Origin of the sequence: Hydrogenophaga sp. (assembly GCF_030656115.1) — a bacterium.
In the GTDB taxonomy this organism is placed as follows: Bacteria; Pseudomonadota; Gammaproteobacteria; order Burkholderiales; family Burkholderiaceae_C; genus Hydrogenophaga.
On record NZ_JAUSOO010000122.1, the window covers coordinates 1 to 24044 of the forward strand.

Annotated in this window: 18 protein-coding genes; 12 read left to right on the forward strand and 6 right to left on the reverse strand. The window is 67.0% G+C overall.

The genetic code is table 11. The annotated features are described in order from the left end of the window. The coding region (locus Q7J58_RS14985; RefSeq protein ID WP_304829685.1) for a hypothetical protein at nt 1–241 on the forward strand (241 nt) is incomplete at its 5' end. Between the two features lie 286 nt (nt 242–527). Continuing rightward, a complete protein-coding gene (locus Q7J58_RS14990; RefSeq protein ID WP_304829688.1) occupies nt 528–2123 on the forward strand; it encodes an AAA-like domain-containing protein in 1596 nt (531 codons plus the stop codon). A 27-nt stretch (nt 2124–2150) separates the two neighbouring features. On the opposite strand, the gene Q7J58_RS14995 is transcribed toward Q7J58_RS14990, so the two are convergent. Continuing rightward, nucleotides 2151–4703, reverse strand: coding sequence for an EAL domain-containing protein (locus Q7J58_RS14995; protein ID WP_304829691.1), 2553 nt, complete (start codon nt 4701–4703; stop codon nt 2151–2153). After that, nucleotides 4700–9256 (reverse strand): bacteriohemerythrin, encoded by a 4557-nt coding sequence (locus Q7J58_RS15000; RefSeq protein ID WP_304829694.1) that lies wholly within the window; start codon nt 9254–9256, stop codon nt 4700–4702. The genes Q7J58_RS14995 and Q7J58_RS15000 overlap by 4 nt, the downstream gene beginning before the upstream one ends. Before the next feature lie 261 nt (nt 9257–9517). Between Q7J58_RS15000 and Q7J58_RS15005 the strand changes: the two genes are divergently transcribed. Beyond that, nucleotides 9518–10375 carry a PhnD/SsuA/transferrin family substrate-binding protein gene (locus Q7J58_RS15005; RefSeq protein ID WP_304829696.1) on the forward strand — a complete coding sequence of 286 codons (858 nt, stop codon included), beginning with the start codon at nt 9518–9520 and terminating at the stop codon, nt 10373–10375. Beyond that, complete coding sequence (locus Q7J58_RS15010; protein ID WP_304829698.1) at nt 10372–12729, forward strand: diguanylate cyclase; 2358 nt, start codon at nt 10372–10374, stop codon at nt 12727–12729. Before Q7J58_RS15005 ends, Q7J58_RS15010 begins: the two co-directional genes overlap by 4 nt. Nucleotides 12730–12748: 19 nt before the next feature. Here Q7J58_RS15010 and Q7J58_RS15015 read toward each other — a convergent pair whose 3' ends face one another. Then, entirely contained in the window at nt 12749–14440 is a 1692-nt protein-coding gene (locus tag Q7J58_RS15015) for an AMP-binding protein (RefSeq protein WP_304829701.1), read from the reverse strand. Nucleotides 14441–14644: 204 nt separating this feature from the next. Here Q7J58_RS15015 and Q7J58_RS15020 point away from each other — a divergent pair, with 204 nt between their 5' ends. After that, nucleotides 14645–15340, forward strand: a complete 696-nt coding sequence (locus tag Q7J58_RS15020) for a carboxylesterase (RefSeq protein WP_304829704.1) — start codon at nt 14645–14647, stop codon at nt 15338–15340. 190 nt (nt 15341–15530) lie between these two features. Here the strand turns inward: Q7J58_RS15020 and Q7J58_RS15025 are convergent, their stop codons facing one another. Next, the gene (locus tag Q7J58_RS15025; RefSeq protein ID WP_304829707.1) at nt 15531–15752 is read right to left on the reverse strand and encodes a TIGR02450 family Trp-rich protein; all 222 of its coding nucleotides are present in this window, start codon (nt 15750–15752) and stop codon (nt 15531–15533) included. Nucleotides 15753–15873: 121 nt separating this feature from the next. Between Q7J58_RS15025 and Q7J58_RS15030 the strand changes: the two genes are divergently transcribed. Then, on the forward strand, nt 15874–16212 hold the full coding sequence (locus Q7J58_RS15030; protein ID WP_304829709.1) for an HNH endonuclease signature motif containing protein: 339 nt from the start codon (nt 15874–15876) through the stop codon (nt 16210–16212). Nucleotides 16213–16239: 27 nt separating this feature from the next. Continuing rightward, nucleotides 16240–16791, forward strand: a complete 552-nt coding sequence (locus tag Q7J58_RS15035) for a pyridoxamine 5'-phosphate oxidase family protein (RefSeq protein WP_304829712.1) — start codon at nt 16240–16242, stop codon at nt 16789–16791. A gap of 98 nt (nt 16792–16889) precedes the next feature. Here Q7J58_RS15035 and Q7J58_RS15040 read toward each other — a convergent pair whose 3' ends face one another. Both Q7J58_RS15040 and senA read right to left on the reverse strand, forming a co-directional pair. Continuing rightward, nucleotides 16890–18344: an 8-oxoguanine deaminase gene (locus tag Q7J58_RS15040; protein WP_304829715.1), complete on the reverse strand. Its 1455-nt coding sequence runs from the start codon at nt 18342–18344 to the stop codon at nt 16890–16892. A gap of 203 nt (nt 18345–18547) precedes the next feature. Beyond that, complete coding sequence (senA, locus tag Q7J58_RS15045; protein WP_304829718.1) at nt 18548–19783, reverse strand: selenoneine synthase SenA; 1236 nt, start codon at nt 19781–19783, stop codon at nt 18548–18550. A gap of 11 nt (nt 19784–19794) precedes the next feature. Here senA and senB point away from each other — a divergent pair, with 11 nt between their 5' ends. The 5 genes from senB to Q7J58_RS15070 are packed head-to-tail and all read left to right on the forward strand — an operon-like array spanning nt 19795 to nt 24042. Further along, on the forward strand, nt 19795–20775 hold the full coding sequence (senB, locus tag Q7J58_RS15050; protein WP_304829721.1) for a selenoneine biosynthesis selenosugar synthase SenB: 981 nt from the start codon (nt 19795–19797) through the stop codon (nt 20773–20775). A gap of 54 nt (nt 20776–20829) precedes the next feature. Beyond that, nucleotides 20830–21912 carry a selenide, water dikinase SelD gene (gene selD, locus Q7J58_RS15055; protein WP_304829724.1) on the forward strand — a complete coding sequence of 361 codons (1083 nt, stop codon included), beginning with the start codon at nt 20830–20832 and terminating at the stop codon, nt 21910–21912. Between the two features lie 24 nt (nt 21913–21936). Next, nucleotides 21937–22605 (forward strand): signal peptidase I, encoded by a 669-nt coding sequence (gene lepB, locus Q7J58_RS15060; protein ID WP_304829726.1) that lies wholly within the window; start codon nt 21937–21939, stop codon nt 22603–22605. 55 nt (nt 22606–22660) lie between these two features. Then, nucleotides 22661–23287 carry a LysE family translocator gene (locus Q7J58_RS15065; protein WP_304829729.1) on the forward strand — a complete coding sequence of 209 codons (627 nt, stop codon included), beginning with the start codon at nt 22661–22663 and terminating at the stop codon, nt 23285–23287. Between the two features lie 56 nt (nt 23288–23343). Beyond that, complete coding sequence (locus Q7J58_RS15070) at nt 23344–24042, forward strand: haloacid dehalogenase type II (protein ID WP_304829732.1); 699 nt, start codon at nt 23344–23346, stop codon at nt 24040–24042. Nucleotides 24043–24044 lie beyond the last annotated feature (2 nt).

Below are 24044 nucleotides of genomic sequence, written 5' to 3' on the forward strand. Positions count from 1 at the left end.
TCTCCCTGACATCAAGGGCTTGTCGGCTTCCAACCGGAAGTATGGCCTGCGCTTTTTCAGGTCTACACCACGGCGCAAGACACGCACGAACCTGGCAACCCGGATGTGCCATTGGGGCAACAGCCTGTTGACCCAATTCTCTGGGGGCACAACACACAACATACAGATGGATGTGGAACGCCAACCGACCCTGCATATCACCAGCAGTGTTCATTTTGAAACGGTATGCAAGGACAAGTGAACACAGGCCGGAGCCGCTTGGTCACGCCAGCCCCCATCCCAGCCTTCCCCCAGCGGGGGAAGAGGCAAGACACCATTCGCTGCGAGGCGCCTGAGCACGCCATGTCTGACTCCCTCCCCCTCTGGGGGAGGGCTGGGGTGGGGGCTCTCCCGAACTTTTCAAAATGAGAACAGCTGCAGCGTGGCAGAGCCAGCGTCCGCGTGGCGGTTGAGGGGCGGTGGTCGGTAGGGTTGTTGGGCCGTGCGTTTTAGCTGCATCGCCGTCCCGCTACGCTACCATGCCCCGCATGGACAAATTCTTCAACACCGCAGGCCCGAACCAGCCCGACATCCACTACACGCTGAGCCCGATGCAGCGGGTGGACTGGCCTGAACTCTCCGGCCTGATGGCTGCGCGCAAGTATTTCATCCTGCACGCACCGCGCCAAACCGGCAAAACCAGCCTGCTGATCAACCTGATGCACCACCTGAATGCCGAGGGGCATTACCGGGCGTTGTACGTGAACATTGAAGCGGCACAGGCGGCGCGCAACGATGTGCAGCGGGCTGAATCGGGCATGGTGCAAGCCTTGGCCGGGGCAGCGCGCCTGTATTGGAAAGACGCCCCCGAGTTTGAGCAACTGGCCTTGCAGGTGCTGGCACAGTCCGGGGCCGGGGAGCGTGTCCGCCAGACCCTGCAAACCTGGTCGGAGCACAGCGCCAAGCCGCTGGTGGTGTTTTTTGACGAAGTGGACGCGCTGGTGGGCGACACGCTCATCTCGCTGCTGCGCCAGATTCGGGCCGGTTACGCACAGCGCCCCGACGCTTTTCCGCAAAGCATGGTGCTGTGCGGCGTGCGCGATGTGCGCGACTACCGCATCCACCGCAGCGACGGCGAAATCATCACCGGTGGCAGCGCCTTCAACATCAAGAGCGAATCCATTCGCCTGGGCGACTTCACGCAAGACGACGTGGCCGAGTTGCTGCAGCAGCACACCGACGCCACCGGGCAGACCTTCGAGGCCGGTGTGCTGGACGAAATATGGGCCGACACGCAAGGCCAGCCCTGGCTGGTGAACGCGCTGGCCTATGAAGCGTGCTTCAGAAAAACCGGCCAACTCGACCGCACCCAGCCGGTGACGGTGGAGCTGATGCGCCAATCGCGTGAGCGGCTGATTTTGCGGCGCGACACGCACCTGGACCAACTGGCCGACAAGCTGCGCGAAGACCGCGTGCGCCGGGTGGTGGAGCCCATCGTGGCGGGGCTGGGGGGCTCTGAAGACTTGCCCGACGACGATATTCAGTATTGCCGCGATCTCGGTCTGGTGGGCTTGGCGCGCCCTTTGGCCATTGCCAACCGCATTTACCGCGAAATCATTCCCCGCCAGTTGACCTGGAGCACGCAAGAAACGATGGTGCAAACCCAGGCTTGGTATGTGACGCCTGAAGGCCGTATGGACATGGACAAACTGCTGAGCGCGTTCCAGCAGTTTTTCCGGGAAAACGCGCAAAGCTGGCTGGAGCGCTACGCCTACAAAGAGGCCGGGCCGCAGCTGCTGTTGCAAGCGTTTTTGCAGCGCATCGTCAACGGCGGCGGGCGCATTGCGCGCGAATACGGGCTGGGCATGGGGCGCACCGATTTGTTTTTGCAGTGGCCGCTGACCGAGCAAGGCTTTACCGGCCCGATGCAGCAGGTGGTGCTGGAGCTGAAGATTCAGCACAAGGGCAGGGCGGCCACGCTGGCCGCAGGGCTGGAGCAAACCGCGCGTTACGCCGACCAGTGCGGTGCCGAGAGCGCGCACCTGCTGATTTTTGACCGCGACCCGGCCACCCCGTGGGACGACAAGGTGTACCGCCAGACCCACGCCCAGGGCGGGCGGCTGATTGAGGTGTGGGGCATGTGAGAGGCCGAGCATCAGGCACCCGGCGCGCTACCCCGCTGAGGAGATGGACAGGGGCTCTTCGTCGCTTTTGCGCAGGCTTTGCAGGCTGGCGATGAGTTCGGCGCTTTGGGCCTGCAGGTGGTGCCAGGCGCTGGCTGTGTCGGGGTTGTCCAGCCCGTGCTGGTGCGCGGGGTGGCCGGCTTCGGGGCCTGAGGCTGTGGCTTGCTGGAGCAGTTGGGCGCCCAGCGCATGCAGTGTGCTGTGCTGCTGGACGAGCGTCTGGAATGCGCTCAGGTGGCCGTAGCGCTGCCGGGTGGTGGGTTTGTCCAGCCAGTGCCCCAGGCGGCAGGTGTCGTGGCTGTGCGGGGTGGGGGTGCCTTGCTGGCCGGCCAGGCGCGCCTGGGTGGCTTTCATCCAGGCGCGGTGTTCCACTTCGCCCATGAGCAGGGGCACATCGCCGGCCTCCAGGGCGGACGTGGTTTGCCAACTCGGGGGCGGGTGCCACTGGGCCAGCCAGGCGGGCACGGCTTCAGCGGGCATGGGCCGGGCAATGGTGTAGCCCTGGGCCATTTCGCAGCCCAGTTCCACCAGCATCTGGCCGTGGGCTTCGGTTTCCACGCCTTCGGCCAGGGTGTGGCGGTCGAAGCTGCGGGCCAGGCCCAGCACGCTGTTGACGATGCTGGCGTGTTCGGTGTCGTCGAGCATGCCGTGCACAAAGCTCTGGTCGATCTTGATGGTCTGGGCGGCCAGTTGTTTCAGGAAGGTGAGCGACGAGTAGCCGGTGCCAAAGTCGTCGAGCGCGCAGGCCACGCCCATGCCGTGCAGCTGGGCGATCAGCCGCGAGACGTGGGCCATGTTGTCCAGCGCCCCGGTTTCCAGTATTTCCAGCTCCAGCTGGTTCGCTTCCACGCTGGGTTGGTCGGCCAGTTGGCGGGCCAGGCGGGGCACAAAGTCGGGGTCTTGCAGTTGCAGGCTTTCGATGTTGACGCTCAGGCCGGTGCGCAGGCCTTCGGCGTTCCAGCGGGCAAGTTGCGCCAGGGCGGTCTCGATCACCCAGTTGCCGACCTGAATGGCCAGCGGGTGCTGCTCCAGCAGGGGGATGAATTGCCCCGGCAGCACCAGGCCGCGCTGGGGGTGTTGCCAGCGGATGAGGGCTTCAAAGCCCACCACCTTGCCGCTGGTCAGCCAGACTTTGGGCTGGTAATACAGGCACATTTCGCCCTGCATCAGGCCCTGGCGCACTTCTTCGATGTGCATGAAGCGTTCGCGGGTGGACTCGTCCTTCATGGGGTCGAACACGTGGTGGCGGTTCTTGCCCGCCAACTTGGCCAGGTACATGGCCTGGTCGGCCTGGCGCAGCAGTTGTTCGGCTTCCATGTCATCGCTTTGTGGGTATTGCGATACCCCGATGCTGGCCGTGACTTGCGCGGTCGTGCCGTGGAGGTTCAACGGCTTGGACACCGCGGCCAGCATGCGCTGCACCGGTATCAGGTAGTCGTCGGCGTTTTTGAGTCCGGTCAGGACCACCGCAAACTCGTCGCCGCCGATGCGGGCCAGGTATTGGCGGTCCCGCACGGACTGGGCCAGGCGTTGGCCCAATTGCACGATCAGCTGGTTGCCCGCCTCGCGGCCAAACTGGGCGTTGATGGCGGCGAAGCCGTCCATGTCGATGTAGGCCACGGCCAGTTGGGTTTGCAGGGTGCTGCTGTTGGCCATGCACACGCGCAGCAGGTCCAGAAACTGGGCCCGGTTGGGCAGGCCGGTCAGCACATCGTGGTGGGTCATGAAGTCCACCTGCGCCTGGTGGGCCTTGATCTCGGAAATGTCTTGCGTCGTGCCCCAGGCGGTGTGGGGTTGGCCGTCGGTGTCAAAGGCAAACTCGGCGCGCTGGCGCACCCATGCGGCACCGGCGGGCGGCGCGATGCGGTGTTCCACGTCGTAGGGTTGGCCTTGCAGGGCCAATGTCCAGTGGTGGGCCACTTTGCCCTGGTCGTCTGGGTGCACCTTGTCCACGAAGTCGTTCAAGGTCAGCGGTGTGCCCTCGGGCACACCGAACAGGCGGTAGGTTTCGGGCGACCAGCTCAGGGCCTGGGTGCGCAAGTCGAGCTTCCAGCTGCCGATGTGGGCCACTTGCTGGGCGCGCAGCAGGTCGGCGGTGCGTTCGTTGACCAGTTGTTCCAGATCCGCTTTCTGACGGGCCTGGGCTTGCTGCATGGCGTACAGCGCGAGGTGGGTGCGCACCCGGGCCAGCACCTCGCCTTCCTGGAACGGCTTGGTCACATAGTCCATGCCGCCCTGGGCGAAGGCTTTGAGCTTGTTGTCGGTGTCGGCCAGGGCGCTGATGAAAATGACCGGAATGTCTTTGAGCGATGGGTTGGCTTTGAGCTGGCGGCAGACCTCGAAGCCGTCCATCTCGGGCATCATGATGTCGAGCAGGATGAGGCTGGGCGGGTGGGCGGCGGCGGCTTTCAGGGCCAGCGCACCGCGCGGAAACAGCCGCACCTGGTAGCCCTGCTGGCGCAGCAGCTCGTCCAGCAGCCGCAGGTTGGCGGGCGTGTCGTCCACCACCATGATGCTGGGGGAAGCGGTCGCAGGGTTCATGACGGGCTTTCGGTGACTGCGCAGGCAAGCAGCTGTTGCAGCGTATCGTATTCAAAATCGGTGGCCAGCCGTTGCAGGCCCTGCGCCAAGTCGGGCTGCTGGGTGGCCAGTGTGGCCATGTGCACGTTCAGTTGCGCCATGTCGCCTTGGTCCAGCGCCTGGCACATGCCCTGGCGCAAGGCGGGTGGCACATGGGCCTGGATGCGGGCCTGGCTCAGGTCGCCCACGGTGTGGCTGGCGGCGGGTTCTTCGGCCGGTGCCTGGTAGTTCAGGTGCAACAGCTCCTGGAGTTTGGCAAACAGGTGCAAGGGCACGATGGGCTTGCTCAAATAGGCATCGACCCCGCAGTCCATGATGGCTTGCCGGTCGTCTTGCAGTGCGCTGGCGGTGACAGCGATCACGGGGGTGTGTGCACCGTTGGGCGAGGCTTTGATGCGGCGGGTGGCTTCGTATCCGTCCATCACGGGCATGCGCATGTCCATCAGCACCGCATGGGGCGCGTGCTGCTCAAACAGGGTGAGCGCCTCGGCGCCGTTGTGGGCTTGCAGCACGGTGAAGCCGGCGGGTTGCAGCACGTCGTGCAGCAGGCGGCGGTTGTCGGGCAGGTCGTCCACCACCAGCACGCGCACGGCTGGACTGCCTTTGGCCAGTTGCACGTTGACCGCGTGCAGGCCCGGCTCGCGGGGGTGGGCCGGCTCAGTTTCTTGCGCCACGGCCAGTGGCAGGTGGGCGCGAAAGCAGCTGCCGTGGCCGGGTGCGCTGCGCAGGCTGATGCCGCCGCCCATGAGCCGCAGCAGGCGCTGGCTGATGCTCAGGCCCAAGCCGGTGCCGCCGCCCGACTTGCGCCCGGCTTCGGCTTGCTGAAAGGGCCGAAACAGCAGGGCCTGATCGGCCTCGGAGATGCCGGGGCCGGTGTCTTCCACCTCAAACCACACCTGGACCGTGCCGGTGTCGGTGCTGGCGGTGTCGGGTGGGGTGCATCCGGCCCGCAGGCTGACCGCGCCGGCGGCGGTGAACTTGATGGCGTTGCCCAGCAGGTTGATGAGCACCTGGCGCAGCTTGCCCTCGTCGCCCCGCACATGCCGGGGCACGTCTGAGGCGCGTTCCAGGTGCATGTGCAGGCCCTTGGCTTCGGCGCGCAGGCCAAACATTTTGGCCAGGTCGTCCAGCAGCAGGTGCAGGTTGAAGTCGCCCGGGTTGAGGGCCAGCCGCCCGGCTTCGATCTTGGACAGGTCGAGGATGTCGTTGATCAGCCCCAGCAGGTGCTGGCCGCTGCGGGCCACGGTAGCGATCTGTTCCTGCTGGCGTGGGTCCAGCCCGCTGTCGCGCTCCAGAATTTGCGAGAACCCGATGATGGCGTTGAGCGGCGTGCGGATCTCGTGGCTCATGTTGGTCAGAAAAATGCTCTTGGCCCGGTTGGCGGCTTCGGCGTCTTCCTTGGCCTGGGCCAGCTCGGCGGTGCGCGCCTGCACCAGTTCGGTGAGGTGGTGGCGGTGCTGCAGCAGCTCAGCCTCAGATTTTTTGCGCTCGGTGATGTCCACCACGATGCAGGCAAACTGGCGCGGTGCGGGCTGAAAGGCCTTCACTTCAAAGTACTTGCTCAGCGGGGTGGAGAAGTTTTCGTAGGCCACGGATTCGCCCGTCAGGGCCACGCGGCCAAAGGTGTCAATCCAGTGCGGATCGGTGCCGGGCAGCACCTCCATCACGGTGCGGCCCACGGTGTCCTGGGCGCGCAGCCCGGTCATGCGCTCAAAGCTGGGGTTGATGGCCAGGTAGCGGTAGTCCACCGGCACACCGGCGTCGTCGCAGATGATTTCGTGCAGCGCAAAGCCGTCGAGCATTTCGTTGAACAGCATCTGGTAGCGCCGCTCCACCTCCAGGCGCTCGGAGATGTCTTGCAAGGTGCCCACCAGCACATCGCCTTCGGGGGTGCTGACGCGGCCCGAGCAACGCAGTTCGGCCCAGAAGCTGCGGCCGGTGCGGGGGTGCATGCGGCAATGGCGCACAAAAGGCTGGTTGTGTTTCCAGGCGTTCCGGACGTCGGCGGTGATGGAGGCATGGTCGTCGGGGTCGTAATACGCCATGCTCTGCGCCATGGTGGGGGCATCGCCCAGCGGGTGCTCCACCATGCGGTAGACCTCTTCGGTCCACTTCAGCATGCCGCTCTCCGGGTTGGCTTTCCAGCCACCCACGCGGGCAATGGTCTGGGTTTCGCGCATGAACAGCATGGCTTCCTGCAGGTCTTGCTGCATCTGGCGCTGCGCCGTGATGTCGTGGCCAATGCCCAGCACGCCGATCAGCTGGGCGTCGGCCTGTTGGATGCTGACCTTGGTGGTCTCCAGCAGGATGCGCTGGCCGCTGTCAGCCAGCGTCACCCATTCCTCGTTCACCGTTGGCCGGTTGGCCGCCATCGCGGCCCGGTCGTTGGCCCGGAAAAAATCGGCCAGCTCTTTGGGCACAAAGTCGTGGTCGGTTTTGCCCAGAATATCGGCTTCGGCCGCCCCAAAAAACCGCTCAAACGCCGGGTTGCACAGCAGGTACACGCCGTTGGCATCTTTGAGCCACACCATGTCGGGCAGGGTGTTGACCAGCGTGCGCAGCCGGGCTTCGCTGTTGCCCAGGGCTTCGCTGGCCAGCACCCGCTGGGTCACATCGTGCCCGATGCCTTCGAGCCCGATCACCTGGCCCTGCTCATCGAGCATCGGGGTTTCGTTCATTTCCAGCCAGCGGGTGCTGCCGTCCTGGTGGCGGGCCTGCACGAGGTAGGTGGGTTGCTTTTCGCCGCGCAACCCGGCCTCGGTCAGCGGGGCAACCTGTGCGTTGATGGGGTGGTCGGTGAGAAAGGGTTGGTAGGGCCCCAAGGCTTCCTGGGTGCTCCAGCCCAGCATGGTGCTGGCTGATGGGCTGATATAGCTGATGTTGCCTTGGGCATCGCTGGTGTAGAAAAAGTATTCACCGCTGAGGTTTTCCACCAGGTGGCGGTATTTGACTTCGCTGGCCCTCAGCGCGCTGCTGGCCTGCTGCAGGCTGTGTTCCTGGGCCTTGCGCTCTGAAATATCGCGGAAAACGCCCACCTGAAAGTTGCGTCCGTTCACGGTGTAGCGCCGCCCGCTGCTGATTTCCACCGCGATGTCGCGCCCATCGGCGTGGCGGATCAAGGTTTCGTGCAGCCTGGGCCCGGATGCATCGGAATTGATGCGGTGTTTGAAGTTGTCGGGCTCGGTGAGGTGGAGCCCAGGAGGGTGCAGCTGCGAAAAGTGCAGGCCCACCAGCTCGTGCACCGGGCGTCCAAACAGCGCAGCGGCCTGGGCATTGGCGCTGACCACGTTGCCGCTGGCTTCGTCGGCCACCACCACCGCGTCGGCGATCGATTCAAACAGCACCTCATAGCGCTGCACGCTGGCTTGTTGCGCTTGTTCGGCCCGCTGGCGCAGCAGGCTGGCGGTGACCAGGTTGGCCATGAGGCGCAGCCAGCTCAGGTCGTCGTCGCTCCAGTGGCGCGGGGCGCGCACCGCATCGAGCGTTACAAAACCCAGCAGCTGGTCTTGCGCCAGCAGGGGCACCGAGCACACCGACAGCGTGCCGGCCTGCTGCAGCAGGCGCGAGGGGGTTTGTGCCTCGGGGGGCATCTGGTCGGTGCGGTCGATGCGGATGCACCCGGTGCTGAGCAACTGCGTGAACCACCACTGCATGTGCTCGTTCAGGGCCTGGTGGCCGATTCCTTCGGGAATGGCGGGCACCCCAGAGCGGTACCAGCCGTGGGTGCCGGACCACTGCTGCCCGTCGGTGGCCATCAGAAAAATCACGGCCCTGTCCACCCCCACGGCGTCGCCCATGCGCTCCAGCAGGGTGTGCAAGGCGGCGTCGATCTGGCCATGGGGCGTGGCCAGCAGGTGCCCGGCCAGTTCGGTGGCCAGTTGCTGGCGGTCGCGTTCTTGCTGGATACGCTCCAGTGCCTGCTCGGCCTTCAAGCGGGCATGGCGCTCGTGCATCAGGCTCAGCGCCTGGGTGGAAATCTTGCGGTACATGTCGAGCACCGTCTGGATCAGGGTGGCGGTGGCGCCGCGCATCTCGTCGTCGGCCTGCTGGTGGGCCTGGGCCAGCGGCAGGCCCGCCCGGTGCGCCAGGGCCGCCTTGGCCATGCGCTTGTCGCAGTCGAGGATGTGAAAGGCCAGCCAGCTGCTCAGGTAGCCAAACAGATCGTCCAGCACCGCCTGGAAAGGCCGTTGACCGGTTTGCAGTTCGGCAATGTGTTCAAAAAACTGCCGGTGGTACTGCTGGTGGCTCTGCAGGTGCGGGTCGTCGCCCAGGGATTCCATCCACACCGCTTCTTCGGTGCTGAAGTGGACCTGCGCGTAGTCGGCCAGTTCGGCCAGAATCTGCCGCGTTTGTGCCTCGGTGGCGCCGTCGATGTAGTGCTGCGCCATGCGGTTGAGCAGCGACACCAACACGCGGTGCTGTTCGTCCACCACGTCGATACCGGTTTCAAAATTGGCGTTCCACGGAAAAATCTCGAACGCATCGGGCTTGGCGGCGGCGGTGGAGGGTGTCATGGTGGTGTGGCGCGGTGGGTTCCAACGGTCAACGGCGGTAGCCGGGCAGCGGCCCAGCAACTGTAGTGTGCAAGCGGCGCTGCAGGTGTCAACGTGTGAATCAAGATTGCGTTATGTCAATCCTTGATGGGACGGCGCGGCGTGCAATCGGGGTGGGCGTTGCGCTGGGTGCGCTGGCGTACCAACCGGATGTGTTGCAATCGCGCGGTTCGCCGGGCCGGTTTGTCCCTTTTTAGTGGTCCGTTTTACCAAAGTCATGACATGCAACAGCGTCTTTTTTCGCCGTGGTGGGGCTGGGTTGTCGGTATGGTGCTCGGCTGGGCGGTGCAAGGGCCAGCCCTGGCGGTGCAGCCGCCCTTGCGCCTGTCGGCGGTTCCCCTGGCGGGGGCCGAGGCCATGGTGCGGGAGTTTGAGCCGCTGGCGAAATCCCTCACCCGCCTGGGTGGGCGCCCGGTCGAGTTTGTCTACATGGACAGCCACGAAAAAGTGTTGGGTGCCTTGCGCGCGGGCCGCATCGATCTGGCCGTGATAGGGGCGCTGCCCTATGCCGAGTTGGTGGGCCTGGGGCCGGGGCAGTTGTCGCCCGGCACCATTCGGCCGCTGGTTCGCTTCAGGCAGGCAGACGGTCAAGGCACCTACCGCTGTGTGCTGGTGGCTTTTCCCGATGACGGTGTGGTGCTGGCCCGGGCGCAGGGACTCACCCTGGGCATGGCCAACCGCCTGTCCACCTGCGGCCCGCTCTCCGCCCGCAAGCTGCTGAGCGCTGCGGGCGTGGACTGGGCGCGCATGCACCCGCACTACCTGGGTCACCAGGCCGATGTGGCGCTGGCCGTGGTGGCCGGGCGGATGCGGTTGGGGGCCATGAACGAGGCGGTGGCCCGCCAACATGCCGGCCTGGGTTTGCAGGTGCTGGCCCGCACCGAGCCGCTGCCCGGGTTTGCGCTGGTGGTCCATGCGCAGCGGGTGGATGCCGACACACGGGTGCTGCTGGCCCGTTTGCTCGACACGCCCGCAGCCGAATACAGCCAATGGGGCGCCACCATTCGCCATGGCTTGCTGCCCGTGACCGATGCCGATTACGCGCCTGTGCGCGACCTGATGAAAGCCCAGCGGCCATGAAGCACCACGTTGCCTCGCGTTGGTTGCGTTTGCGTTTGCGGTTGTTGGTGTGGGTGGCGTTCATCGTGGGGATGGCGGCGGGGGTGTTCGGGTATGTGCAGGCCGGTTATGAGCGCGAGGCCGCGCTGGTGGCCCAAAGCCAACAGACGGCGCTGAGCGTGGCCTACCACGCGACCGCCGGCATGCACCAGCTGGAATTGGAAACCCGCTTGCGGACCGATGTGTTGACCCCGCCGGTGCTGGCGCTGTGGGCCCGTGCCAGCCAGGCCGCACCCGAAGACCTGCCACTGTGGCGTGGCCGCCTGTACCGGCTGATGGCGCAGCCTTACCAGCGGCTGCACGCCGATGGCTTGCGCCAGGTGCATTTTCACTGGCCCGATGGCCGGTCCTGGTTGCGCATGCACAGCCCCGATCTGTCGAACGACCCGCTGTTCGAGGTGCGTGCCTCGGTGCGGCTGGCCAACACGCGCTACCTGTCTGTGCACGGTTTTGAGGGGGGGCGGGTGTTGCCGGGGTTTCGGCATGTGTACCCGGTGTGGCACCAGGGCCAGCACCTGGGCAGTGTGGAAATGTCGGTGCCGTTTGAGCAACTGCACCAGCAACTGATGGTCTTGCTGCCCAGCGCCGACATGCAGTTGCTGCTGGACAAGCGCATCAGCGCCGACACGGTGGCCCCACAGTTCCGGTCGCATTTCGTGCCTTCGGGCCTGTCCGACGCCTATGTGCGCGAAAACCCCAGCATCTCGCAGGTGACGCGCCAGTTCATGGCCTCGGCCCAGACCACCGAACTCAGCGCCTGGCTGGCCACCCAACCGGGTTTGCAAGCCGGTCTGGCCGCCCAGGCGTCGTTTGCGCTGCCGCTGCTGCACCAGGGCCAGGGCACGGTGGCCAGTTTTCATGCCCTTGACGACGTGGAGGGCCGCCACGCCGGTTATGTGGTGGCTTACACGCCCATGCCCCAGTTGGCGCAGATGGGGCTGGCCAAGCGCCAGCAGGCCTGGGCGGGTGCGGTGGGTGTGTTGGTGCTGGGGGCTGCCATGTTGATGCTGCGCCGGCAGCGCCACCGTTTGCAGCGAGAAAAGCAACGCCTGAGCGTCATCACCGAGCAAATGGCCGATGGCCTGTATGTGATGGACGCGGCCGGGCGGGCGCTCTACGTCAACCACGCCGCTTGCCAGGCCCTGGGCTACACCGAGAGCGAACTGCGCGGGCGGGAAATTCACCGCCTGATCCACCAGCATGCCCAGAACGGCCAGATGCCGTTGCAAGACTGCCCCGTGTACCAAACCACCGCCCACGGCCGCATGTATGCGGGTGAAGAACGGTTCTGCCGCCAGGACGGCACGGTGTTCGAGGCCGAGGTGCGCAGCACACCCTTGGTGTACGAGGGCCAACGCGCGCCCGCTTCGGTGACGCTGTTCCGGGATGTGACGGCCAGCAAGCAGGCCCAGACCCAGCTGCGCCAGGCCGCCAGCGTGTTCGAGCATGTGCACGAGGGCATTTGCGTGACCGATGCACAGGGCAACGTGGTGGATGCCAATGCCGCCTACGCCCGCATCACCGGCTACGGGCGCGACGAGGTGTTGGGCCGCAACCTGCGCATGCTGACCAGTGGCCGCCACGCGCCCGGTTTTTACCAGGCCATGTGGGACGCCGTGCTCAACCAGGGCCACTGGCGCGGCGAGATCTGGAACCGGCACAAGGCCGGGCACGAGTACGCCGCGGTGCTCACCGTGTCGGCCATCAAGGCCGGCGACGGCAGTGTGACCAGTTACGTGGGCATTCTGTCGGACATCACCGCCCTCAAGCTGCACGAGGCCGAACTGGAGCGCATCGCGCTGTACGACGCGCTCACCGGCGTGCCCAACCGCCGCCTGCTGCAAACCCGGCTGGAAGATGCGCTGGGGCGGGCCCGCCGCCACGGCACCCGGCTGGCCCTGGCCTACCTCGATCTGGACGGCTTCAAGGCTGTCAACGACATGCATGGCCACGAAGCCGGTGACCGGTTGTTGGTGGAGATGTGCCGCCGCCTGAGCGGCTGCCTGCGCGAGACCGACACCCTGGCCCGGCTGGGTGGCGACGAATTCGTGCTGCTGCTGGTCGATCTGAAGCAGGACGCCGAATGGCAGATCGTGGTGCAGCGCGTGCTGGATGCCGTGGCCCGCCCGGTGCCCGAGGGTGAACACCGTTTGCAGGTGTCGTGCAGCATCGGCGTGACGCTGTACCCCGACAACAACGTGGGCCCCGATGCCCTGATGCGCCACGCCGACCAGGCCATGTACCAGGCCAAGCAGGCGGGCAAGAACCGCTATGTGCTGTTCGATCCCGCGTCGGTCAACGCCACCGGTGCGTGACGTGGCGCCCGCCGGTGGGTCAGCGGTTTTGCCAGATCACCGGCCTGCCCATGGCTTCCCAGTGGTCGTAGTTCTTGGCGTACAGGTCTTCAATGCGGTTGCGCTTGACCTTGAAGGTGGGGGTGATCACGTCGTTGTCCACCGTCCACGCGGTGGTGACCACCACCAGGCATTGCAGGCGCTCGTGTGGGTCCAGCGTGGTGTTGATCTGCTTCAGGTGGTTGGCCAACGAGCTTTCCAGATCGATGCGTGCGGCGGCATCGCTCGCTCGCGCCACAAAGTCGGCGTTGAGCATCACGATGCCCAGGGGCTGGCCCAGGTTGGCGCCGGTGACCACGCAGGCCTCCACCGCTTCGTGCATCACCAGCTTGTCTTCAATGGGCGCGGGCGCCACGTATTTGCCCTTGCCGGTTTTGAACAGGTCTTTCACCCGGCCGGTGATGTGCAGGTTGCCCTGCGCGTCGATGTGGCCTTTGTCGCCGGTTTTCAGCCAGCCGTCGTCGGTGAAGGTCTCGCGGGTTTTCTCCGGTTCTTTGTAGTAACCCTGCATCAGCGCCTGGCTGGTCATTTGCACCTCGCCGGTGCTGGGGTCGATGCGGTGCTGCACACCTTCGTACACCGGGCCCACCGAGCCTTGCTGGTTCTTGCCGGGTTCGGTGATGTGCGACAAGGCCAGGTTTTCGGTCATGCCGTAGCCTTCGTTGATGTGCAGGCCGAGCTTGCTGTACCACTGCAGCAGCGCCAGCGGCATGGGCGCGGCACCGCCAGCGGCGAACTTGCACTGGTCCAGGCCCAGCGCCTTCATGACCTTCTTGCGCACGATGCCGCCCAGAATGGGAATGCCCAGCAGGCGGTTGAGCTTGGCGGGCGGCATTTTGTGGTGAATGCCTTGCTGAAACTTCACCCACAGGCGCGGCACCGAGAAGAAGATGGTGGGGCGCGCGCGCTGCAGGTCGGCGGTGAAGGTGTCCAGCGATTCGGCAAAAAACACGTGCATGCCGGTGCGCAGCCAGCCGTGTTCCACCAGCATGCGCTCCACCACGTGGGCCAGCGGCAGGTACGACAGCATGCGGTCTTCGCCGCTCATGGGAATGCGCTTGAGGCCCGAGTCCAGCGCCCAGGCAAAGTTGCCAAACGAATGCATCACGCCTTTGGGCATGCCGGTGGTGCCCGAGGTGTAGATCAGCGTGGCCAGGTCGTCGGCGTCGCGCACCGGCTGGCCTTGCAGCGGCTGGCAGCGGGCACAGATGGCGTCCCAGCCTTCGTAGGCCTTGAGCGCGTCGGGCGGTGACAGCGGGTAGCTGATGCACGGCAGGCCGGCGGGCACACCGGGTTTCATGCCCTCCCAGCCGTCGAGCTTGCCCACAAAGCAGGCCTTGGCTTCGCTGTGCTCCAGAATTTGCCGCACCGTGTCGGGCGCCAGCGTGGGGTAGAGCGGCACCGACACGTAACCCGCCATCCAGATAGCGAGGTCGCTCATCATCCACCAGGCGCAGTTTTTAGAGAGGATTGCCACCTTGGAGCCCGGCGCCCAGCCTTGCGACTGCAGGTGCGTGGCCATGCGCCGCACCTGGTCGCCAATCTGTGCCCAGGTGAAGTCTTGCACCGCACCGCCGCCCATGGGCTGGGTGAGGGCGACCTTGTTGGGTGCTGTGTTTTCCCAGTGGTAGAGGCGCTGCAGGGCCAGCAGGTCAGCAGGTATGTTTTGCATAAAGGGTGCCTTGGTCGGTGGTTGTGTGGGGTCAATCTACCAAGATCACAGCCGCGGCGGCACAGGGTTTGTCCGGCCGTGGGGTAGAGCGTCCAATCCAGTTGCAGGGTGCGTTGAGGTGGGTCAAGGCTGGCCAGCGTCCACCCAGGGGTTGGGCGGTGGCGGCTGGGCCGGTGACGGTCGGCACCCGCTATGCTGCCCCCCATGAACACCCAAACCCTTGAAATCATCGAACTCGTCACCGGTGGCGACACCGCCGCCCAGCCTGTGGCCAGCATCGTGGTGCTGCACGGCCTGGGGGCCGACGGCAGCGACTTTGTGCCCATTGCCCAAGAGCTGGACCTGAGCGCCGTGGGCCCGGTGCGCTTTGTATTCCCCAGTGCGCCGGTGCGTCCGGTGACCATCAACGGGGGTTACGAGATGCGGGCCTGGTACGACATTGAGCCGCCCGATGCGCAGGGCAAGCGGCGCGAAGACGGCCCCGGCCTGCGGGCCTCGCAAGGCATCGTGCAGCAGCTGCTGAACCGCGAAGCGGCGCGCGGTGTGCCGCCCGAGCGCACCGTGCTCATGGGTTTTTCGCAAGGCTGCGCCATGACCTTGCTGGCCGGTTTGCGGGCGCCGCAGCGGCTGGCGGGCCTGGTGGCGCTGTCGGGCTATCTGCCGCTGGCCGAGCACACCGCGGCTGAGCGCAGCGCCGCCAACCAGCAAACCCCCCTTTTTATGGCCCACGGCCAGCACGACCCGGTGGTGGTGTTGCAGCGCGGCGAAGCCGCCCGCGACGCCTTGCAGGCGCTGGGCTACCGCGTGGACTGGTTCACCTACGCCATGGAGCATTCGGTGTGCCCGCAGGAAATTGCCGACCTGAACGCTTGGTTGCTGCAGGTGCTGGCGGGGCGCTGACGGCGGGGCTGCGGTGCTGGCGCAAGTCCTATTTTGTTCATGGCACGGGCTGTTCAGCGCTGCCCCCATCCCAGCCTTCCCCCAGAGGGGGAAGGGGCCAAGCGGGGAAGGGGCGGCGGGGATGGCGTGCCCCGGTTTTGGCTCCCTCCCCCTCTGGGGGAGGGTTGGGGTGGGGGCTCTCCCGGGGCCGCTACACCCAGCCCTGGCGCCAGCGCGCGGTGTCGCGCAGCTCGCGCCAGGCGATGAGCGTGACCGTGCCCGAATACACCGCCTCCAGGTCCACCCATTCCGGGGTGGTGGCCGGGGGGTCGGGCTCATGCACCTTCACCACCATGAAATGTTTGTTGCGCGCCACGGGTTGCACGGCGGTCCATTTGCTGCGCAGCAATTTTTTGGGGTGCAAGGGGTTCATGGATGCGAGGTTGCCACACCGCCGGGCTTGGCTGGCGTGCGCCGGTGCTGCCCACGCGCGCCCGTGGGGTATGGCGCGGCAGCCCGGCCTGCGGGCGCCAGATGCGCTACCTTGGCGCCCCATGGGTCGCATCAACCGCCTTTTGATGGCCGCACGGGCCGTTCCCCAGCCGCCGCAGGCCGAGCCGCTGTGCCCGCTGTGTGGCCGCGCCATACCGGCTTCGCAGCGCGACGCGCACCACCTGGTGCCCAAGAGCAAAGGCGGGCGCGAGACCTTGTTTCTGCACCGCATTTGCCACCGCCAGGTGCACGCCTTGCTCAGCGAAACGGAGCTGGCCCGCAGCTACCACACCGCCGAAGCGCTGCTGAGCCACCCCGAGGTGGCGCGCTTTGTGGCCTGGGTCAAAACCAAGCCCGACGACTTCATGGAACGCACCCGCAAGCACCACAGCCGGCGCTGAAGCGGCCCACCTGACCAAGACCTCTGCATGATTCCCGACCACCTCCCCCACCGCATCTGGCAAGAACTGGCCCGCGCCACGCAAGACCGCCACCACGGCTGGCGCACGCCGGTGCTGGCCACGGTGGGTGCCGACCAGCAGCCCAACGCGCGCACGGTGGTGCTGCGCCAGGCGCGTGAGCCGTTGGGCGAACTGGCTTTTTTCACCGACGGGCGCAGCCCCAAGGTGGCCGAACTGCAGGCCCAGCCGCAGGCCGTGCTGGTGTTCTGGAGTGCCCGTTTGCGCTGGCAGCTGCGGGTGGCGGCGCGTTGCGAGGTGCTGACCGACGGCCCCGAGGTGGACGCGGCGTGGGCGCGGGTAGGCCAGTCGGCGGCGGCGGGCGACTACCTGACGGCGCAGCCGCCCGGCCAGCCTTGGGCCGAGGGGGAACTGGAACCGGTACCGGCGAGCTCCGGTGCGCACCATTTGGCGGTGGTGCGGGCGCGTGTGCAGACCATGGACTGGCTGGCGCTGGGCCTGGACGGCCAGCACCGGCGTGCCCGCATTGAAGGTCAGGCGCTGACTTGGCTCACGCCTTGAACAGCGTTGGCATTTTGAGCACGGCGGGTTTGTGGTCCAGGCTGTAGCCGGAGCTTCCAGCTCCGGTTCTCCTGGAGCTGGAAGCTCGCAGCACCTGTTCAGGCGCTGCGAGCAGCTTGTGCCAAGTTCAGGGCCAAGCGGTTGTGCCGTTCCACCAGCGGCCCCAGGTCCACGGTGGTGAGCTGTCCTTCGCGCACCACCACGCGCCCGTTCACCACGGTGTAAGCCGCAGGCGGGCTGGCGCACAGCAGCAGGCTGGCCACGGGGTCGTGCACCGCGCCGCCGGCAAAGGCCAGCGTGCGCAGGTCGAACAGGGCCAGGTCGGCGCACAGGCCCACCGCCAGGCGGCCGATGTCCTGCCGGCCCAGCACCTGCGCGCCGCCGCGTGTGGCGGTGTGCAGTGCGTCGCGGGCGGTCATTTCGGCGGGGCCCAGGTCGCAGCCGAAGAAGCTGCGGCCGTCGCGGGTTTCGGGCGGCATCAGTGCGCGGCCCACGCGGGCCAGCAGCATCGCCTGCCGCGCTTCGTTCACCATGTGGGCGGCGTCGTTGCTGGCGCTGCCGTCCACCCCCAGGCCCACCGGCACACCGGCGTTGAGCAGGCGGCGAATGGGCGCAATGCCGCTGGCCAGCCGCATGTTGCTGCACGGGCAGTGGGCCACGCCGGTGCGGCTGGCGGCAAAGAGCGAAATGCCCTCGTCGTCCAGCTTCACGCAGTGCGCGTGCCACACGTCGTGGCCCAGCCAGCCCAGTTCTTGCGCGTACTGCGCGGGCGTCATGTTGAATTTTTCGCGGCTGTAGGCGATGTCGTGGTCGTTCTCGGCCAGGTGGGTGTGCAGGCGCACGCCTTGGCCCTTGAAGCTGCGGGCCAGTTCGGCGCTTTGGCGCATCAGCGCCGGGCTGACGGAAAACGGTGAACACGGCGCCAGCGCCACCTGCACCATGGCCCCAAAGGCCGCGCTGTGCCAGGTTTCAATCAGCCGCTGGCTGTCTTTCAAAATCGCGTCTTCGGTTTCCACCACCCGGTCGGGCGGCAGGCCGCCTTGCGACTGGCCGACGCTCATGCTGCCGCGCGTGGCCACAAAGCGCATGCCGATCTGTTGCGCGGCTTCGATGGAATCTTCCAGCCGCACACCGTTGGGGTAGATGTAGAGGTGGTCGCTGCTCGTGGTGCAGCCGCTGAGCAGCAGCTCGGCCATGGCCACCTGGGTGGACACCTGCACCATCTCGGGCGTGAGCCCGGCCCAGATGGGGTACAGCCCGCGCAGCCAGCCGAACAGCTCGGCGTCTTGCACGCCGGGTATGGCGCGGGTGAGGCTCTGGTACATGTGGTGGTGTGTGTTCACCAGGCCGGGTGTCACCAGGTGGCCGCTGGCGTCGATGGTTTCGCCGGCCGATTCACGCAGCGCGCGCGGCAGCTCGCGGGTCAGGCCGATCCACTCGATCACGTTGTCGCGCACAAAGATCGACGCGTCTTTCAGCTCGCGCCCCCGCGCCGGGTCGGCGTGGTCAAAGGTGGCGATGCAGGTGGCGTTGTGGATCAGCAGGGTGTTCATGTCACGGCGAGGCTTCAGGGCGTGGGTGATTTGACATTGGATGATAGAGCGCTGGGTGGTGTGCCCCGACCCCAACCCGTTGGGCCGGGGGGCGGTCGCCTGCACATGGACCGCAGTGGCCATGTCACCCCCCGTTGCTTGACCCCTGGCGGGTCTGTGGGCCTGCGAATCGGACAAAGACTGCCCGGCAGCACCCGCCCGCTTCAGGCCGCCACGGTCCTGAAGCCCGAAACAATGTCGTTGCGCTCGGGCGTGAAGTAGTTGCGGTACTTCGGGTGGCGCATGCGCGGCACCGTGGCGGGGCTGGCGCCTTTGAGCACCGGGCGGCCGTCAAACCAGGGCGCCGAGTAGTCCACATACGGGTGCGGCGTGAAGCCGGGGAAGGGTGCAAACGGGCTGGCCGTCCATTCCCACGCGTCGCCCCACACAAAGCCGGGCAGCGTGTGCGCGGCCACTTCCCATTCGGCCTCGGTGGGCAGGCGCCGCCCGGCCCAGGCGCACCAGGCTTGGGCTTCAAAGGCCGTGAGGTGGCGGGCGGTGGCGCCCAGGTCCAGCGCTTGCCACTGGCCGTGGCGCAGCTGCTCCCAGCCGCTGCGGGCCGGGCGCACATAACGCGGCCAGGCGGACTGCGAGCGGCTGCGCCAGGCCCATCCGGCATCGCTCCAGAACCGGCGCTGTGCCGCTGCGCCGCTCTCCACAAACGGCAGGTACTGCGCCCAGGTCACGGCGTGCGCGTCCACCTCAAACGCGGCCACCGCCACCGGATGGGCGCCCAACTCGTTGTCAAACGCAAAACCCGACCCGCTGCGGCCCAGTTCCCACGTGGTGGCGGGCGCCTGCAGTGTGCGCGGTGGGCGCGCTGCGGTGGCTGCCGCGCCAGCGCCAGGCGTGGGGTCAAACCCCAGGTTTTGCGCCATGTACACCGCCGCTTCGGCGTGCATGTCTTCGTGAAACAGCGCCAGGCGAAAGAAATACAGGCCGGCGTCGGTGGCCTCTGCGCCGTGCAGCAGGGCCATGGTGTCTTGCAGGCTCTCAGCCAGGTCGGTGCGCAGGGCATCGGCTGCGGGCAGGTTCAGCGCCCAGCGGTGGTCGTGCGGCACCGTGCTGGAATTGAACAGGCTGTCTGCGTCCACGCCGCGCCGGGCTTGCCGGGCAGGCCGGCGCGGGGCTTGGGGGTTGGCTTGCAGGCCACGGTGGCGCTCGGGGTTGCGGGCCAGCCACCAGTCGGCAAACCAGCCCACATGGCCCAGTTCCCACAGCGGCAGGTTCAGCTCGGGGGTGCAGGGCACGCGCAAGCCGGGGCCCAGCGCGCCCTCGCAGGCGCCAAACAGCGCCAGCGTTCGCGCCCGTGCGTCGGTCAGCGCAGCGGCCAGCGCGGCCTTGCCGGCGCAGCGGGCTTGTTCGGACTCCCCGGTGGGTTCGGACACAATGTCAGACACTCGCGACTCCCATGAAAAAACCTTCGCTTTGTATCGTCACGCCGGCCCTGGCCGACGCCAACAACGGCAACTGGCAAACCGCCCGCCGCTGGGCCGGTCTGCTTCGCGGGCATTATGCGGTTCGTCTGGCCAAGGAATGGCCCGATTCAACCACCACCGACGACGGCACGAACATCCTGCTCGCGCTGCACGCCCGCCGCTCGGCCGCCAGCGTGGCCGCCTGGGCGCTGGCTCACCCGGCCCGGCCTGTGGTGCTGGCGCTCACCGGCACCGACCTCTACCGCGACATCGCCACCGACGCCAGCGCCCAGCAGTCGCTGGCCTTGGCGCACCGCCTCATCGTGTTGCAAGCGCAAGGCCCGCTGGAGCTGCCGCCCGCGCTGCGCAGCCAGTGCCGGGTGGTGTTCCAGTCGAGCACCGCGCGCCAGACCCTGCCCAAAACCCGCAGCCATCTGCGTGCCCTCGCGGTGGGCCACCTGCGCGAAGAAAAGTCGCCGCAAACCGTGTTGGAAGCCGCCCGCCTGATTCGGCCCGACGAAGGCATTTTGATCGACCACGTGGGCCACGCGCTCGACCCCGCACTGGGCGAAGCCGCCCGCCAAACCATGCTCGACTGCCCGCACTACCGCTGGCTGGGCGGCCTGCCGCACGCCGCCACGCGCGCACGCATCCAGCGCGCCCACCTGCTGGTGCACCCCAGCCGCATGGAAGGCGGCGCCCACGTTGTCATGGAAGCGGTGTTGTGCGGCACGCCGGTGCTGGCCTCGCGCGTGCCGGGCAATGTGGGCATGCTGGGCAACGCTTACGCCGGTTACTTTGCGCCCGGCAACGCCGCCGAACTGGCCGAGCTGCTGCGCCACATCCGCCGCGAGCAGTCCCAGGGCAGCGGCACGCTGGCTGCGCTGCAAGCCCAGTGCGCCGCCCGGGCGCCGCTCTTTGCCCCCGCCGCCGAGCGGGCCGCGCTGCTGGGTGTGCTGGCCGAGCTGCTGTAGGCGCCGGCCCATTCACTCCACTTTCTTATCAACACGCCCACCCGATTGCCCCCTATGAACACACCCGCCACGCCCACCACCACCGCACCCACCCAACCCCGCCTCACCAGCCTGTCGCACGGCGGCGGCTGCGGCTGCAAGATTGCGCCCGGCGTGCTGAGCGAGATACTCAAGGGCACGGCCGCCATGCCCATGCCCAAAGAACTGCTGGTCGGCATCGAGACCGCGGACGACGCGGCGGTCTACCAGCTCAACGACGAGCAGGCGCTGATCGCCACCACCGACTTCTTCATGCCCATCGTGGACGATCCCTACGAGTTCGGTCGCATCGCCGCCACCAACGCCATCAGCGACGTCTACGCCATGGGCGGCACGCCCATCATGGCGCTGGCGCTGGTCGGCATGCCCATTGCCGTGCTCAGCACCGAGACCATCGGCAAGATCCTGCAGGGCGGGCAGGACGTGTGCCGCGCCGCCGGCATCCCGATCGCGGGCGGCCACACCATCGACTCGGTCGAACCCATCTACGGCCTGGTCGCCATGGGCCTGGTGCACCCGAAGCGGGTGAAGCGCAACGCTGACGCACAGGTGGGCGACCGCCTGATTCTGGGCAAGCCCATTGGCGTGGGTGTGCTCTCGGCCGCGCTGAAAAAAGACGCACTGCCCGCGGAGGGCTACGCGCAGATGATCGCCAACACCACCCAGCTGAACACGCCCGGCCCCGATCTGGCGAAGCTCGACGGCGTGCACGCGCTGACCGACATCACCGGCTTCGGCCTTGCCGGCCACGTGCTCGAAATGGCGCGCGGCTCCAACACCACCGTTCGGATTGACATGGCGAAAGTGCCGCTGATCACCGGCGTGCGCGAGCTTGCCGCGCAGGGCATGGTCACCGGCGCCAGCGGCCGCAACTGGGCGGCGTATGGCCACGAAGTGCGCCTGGGCGCAAACCTGCAGCCGGTGGACCAGGCCCTGCTGAGCGATCCGCAGACCAGCGGCGGCCTGCTCGTGGCCTGCGCGCCCGAGGCGGTGGCCGAGGTGCTGGCGATCTTTGAACGCCACGGCTTTGCCGAAGCGGCCGAGGTGGGTGAGATCGTCGCCGCCGAGGCCGGTGGTGTGCGGCTGCGCGTGGTTTGAAGCAACTTATTTGAGGAGGTTTTGATGAAAAACTGGCTCCGCGACAACCGCGGTTTTCTGGTGCTGCTGCTGTGTTTTGGCGTGTTCCGCACCGCCATCGCCGACTGGAACCCTGTGCCCTCGGGCTCCATGCGACCGACCATCCTGGAAGGCGACGTGGTGCTGGTGAACCGCCTCGCCTACGACCTCAAGATTCCGCTCACCGATGTGTCGCTGGCGCGGCTGGGTGAGCCGCAGCGCGGCGACATCGTCACCTTCAGTTCGCCGCAAGACGGCACGCGCCTGATCAAGCGCCTGGTGGCGCTGCCGGGCGATGTGGTGGCCATGCGGGCCGGGGTGCTGGTCATCAACGGCCTGGCCGCCGACTACTCGGACGTCAACGAGGTCAGCGAACCCCTGGCGCCAGGGGTGCTGGTCCCGGCCTTGCGGGCCACCGAGCGGGTGGCGGGCCACGGCCGCGTGGTGCAGAGCCTGCAGGGTGCCCACAGCCGCCACACCTTCGGGCCGCTGACGGTGCCGCCAGACCATTACTTCATGCTGGGCGACAACCGGGACAACAGCGCGGATTCGCGCTATGTGGGCTTCGTGCCGCGCGCACTGCTGATCGCACGGGCCGAGCGCGTTCTGGTGTCGGCCGACATCACCACCCACTGGATGCCTCGCTGGGAGCGGACGGTCTCGCCGTTGCGCTGACATCCCATCCCTGGCCAACGCCTTCACATCTTTCACATCTTTCACGGAGTTTTCCATGTCGTTGTCCACCTGGCTGCTCTACGTCGCGGCCGTCTTCGTTCTCACCGTCACGCCCGGTCCTTCGGTGCTCATGTGCGTGTCCACGTCGGTCAACCTGGGGCCGCGCAAGGCCCTCATCACCTCGCTCGGCAGCACCTCGGCCATCGTCGGGCTGATGGCGCTGTCGGCGCTCGGTCTGGGTGCGTTGCTGGCGGCGTCGGAGCTGCTGTTCAACGCGCTGAAGTGGGCGGGTGCGGCTTACCTGGCCTATCTCGGCGTTCGCGCGCTGCTCGCGCCGGCGTCGGACATCCGCGTGGCGGGCGGCGCGGTGGCGGGTGGGCGTCGCCTGTTTGCGCAGGGCTTTCTGGTGGGCATGAGCAACCCCAAGGCGCTGCTGTTTTTCGGCGCCCTGTTCCCGCAGTTCATCGACCCTGCCGCGCCGCAAGGGCCGCAGTTTTTGGTGCTGGGCGCCACCTTCGTATTTTTTGAAATGGGGTGGTTGATGGTGTACGCGCTCACCGCGGCGCGCGCCCAGCGCTGGCTGCAGCAGCCGCGTCGCGCGCGCCAGTTCAACCGCCTCACCGGCGTGGTGTTCCTGCTCGCGGCGGGTCTGCTGGCCACGAGCCGGCGGCAACCCGCCTGATTTTGGCAACGACTTCAAGACCTACACCATGCGGGTGCGCCGCTGGCTATGACACCATGAACAACCCATTTCCGGTTCTCGCTTTCGACATCTTCGGCACCGTGGTGGACTGGCACGGCAGCATCGTCGCCGAGGTGCAGGCGCTCTACCCGCAAGTTGACGCCAACGCCTTTGCGCTCGCCTGGCGCACGGGCTACCAGCCGGCCATGCAGCGGGTGCGATCGGGTGAGCTGGGGTGGACGCGCATCGACGGGTTGCACCGCCTGATCCTGGACGACCTGTTGCCCCGCTTCGGGCTCGCGCACCTGGGCGAGGCCGAGCGACAGCACCTCAACCGCGTGTGGCACCGGCTCAACCCCTGGCCCGACACGTTGGCCGGTCTCACCCGCCTGAAGACCCGGCACCTCATCTGCACGCTGTCCAACGGCAACATCGGCCTGCTGACCCACATGGCCAAACGCGCCGGCCTGCCGTGGGACTGCATTCTGTCGGCCGAGGTGTTCCGCGCCTACAAGCCCGACCCGCGCGCCTACCTGGGCGTGGCGCACACCTTCGACATGGCTCCCGAGCAGGTGATGCTGGTGGCCGCGCACCAGGACGACCTGGCGGCGGCCCGCGCCTGCGGCCTGGGCACGGCCTACATCGAGCGGCCGCTGGAGTTCGGCGCGCTGCAACCCAAAGACGTGTCGCCCGACCCGGCGAACACGCACCACGCGCGCGACTTGCTGCACCTGGCCGATGTGTTGGGCTGCTGAAA

What these genes read in the sequence shown, in the direction of transcription:
- Q7J58_RS14990 (WP_304829688.1), top strand. Translation starts at nt 528, where the DNA reads ATGGACAAATTCTTCAACACCGCAGGCCCGAACCAGCCCGACATCCAC.
- Q7J58_RS14995 (WP_304829691.1), bottom strand. Translation starts at nt 4,703, where the DNA reads ATGAACCCTGCGACCGCTTCCCCCAGCATCATGGTGGTGGACGACACG.
- Q7J58_RS15000 (WP_304829694.1), bottom strand. Translation starts at nt 9,256, where the DNA reads ATGACACCCTCCACCGCCGCCGCCAAGCCCGATGCGTTCGAGATTTTT.
- Q7J58_RS15005 (WP_304829696.1), top strand. Translation starts at nt 9,518, where the DNA reads ATGCAACAGCGTCTTTTTTCGCCGTGGTGGGGCTGGGTTGTCGGTATG.
- Q7J58_RS15010 (WP_304829698.1), top strand. Translation starts at nt 10,372, where the DNA reads ATGAAGCACCACGTTGCCTCGCGTTGGTTGCGTTTGCGTTTGCGGTTG.
- Q7J58_RS15015 (WP_304829701.1), bottom strand. Translation starts at nt 14,440, where the DNA reads ATGCAAAACATACCTGCTGACCTGCTGGCCCTGCAGCGCCTCTACCAC.
- Q7J58_RS15020 (WP_304829704.1), top strand. Translation starts at nt 14,645, where the DNA reads ATGAACACCCAAACCCTTGAAATCATCGAACTCGTCACCGGTGGCGAC.
- Q7J58_RS15025 (WP_304829707.1), bottom strand. Translation starts at nt 15,752, where the DNA reads ATGAACCCCTTGCACCCCAAAAAATTGCTGCGCAGCAAATGGACCGCC.
- Q7J58_RS15030 (WP_304829709.1), top strand. Translation starts at nt 15,874, where the DNA reads ATGGGTCGCATCAACCGCCTTTTGATGGCCGCACGGGCCGTTCCCCAG.
- Q7J58_RS15035 (WP_304829712.1), top strand. Translation starts at nt 16,240, where the DNA reads ATGATTCCCGACCACCTCCCCCACCGCATCTGGCAAGAACTGGCCCGC.
- Q7J58_RS15040 (WP_304829715.1), bottom strand. Translation starts at nt 18,344, where the DNA reads ATGAACACCCTGCTGATCCACAACGCCACCTGCATCGCCACCTTTGAC.
- senB (WP_304829721.1), top strand. Translation starts at nt 19,795, where the DNA reads ATGAAAAAACCTTCGCTTTGTATCGTCACGCCGGCCCTGGCCGACGCC.
- selD (WP_304829724.1), top strand. Translation starts at nt 20,830, where the DNA reads ATGAACACACCCGCCACGCCCACCACCACCGCACCCACCCAACCCCGC.
- lepB (WP_304829726.1), top strand. Translation starts at nt 21,937, where the DNA reads ATGAAAAACTGGCTCCGCGACAACCGCGGTTTTCTGGTGCTGCTGCTG.
- Q7J58_RS15065 (WP_304829729.1), top strand. Translation starts at nt 22,661, where the DNA reads ATGTCGTTGTCCACCTGGCTGCTCTACGTCGCGGCCGTCTTCGTTCTC.
- Q7J58_RS15070 (WP_304829732.1), top strand. Translation starts at nt 23,344, where the DNA reads ATGAACAACCCATTTCCGGTTCTCGCTTTCGACATCTTCGGCACCGTG.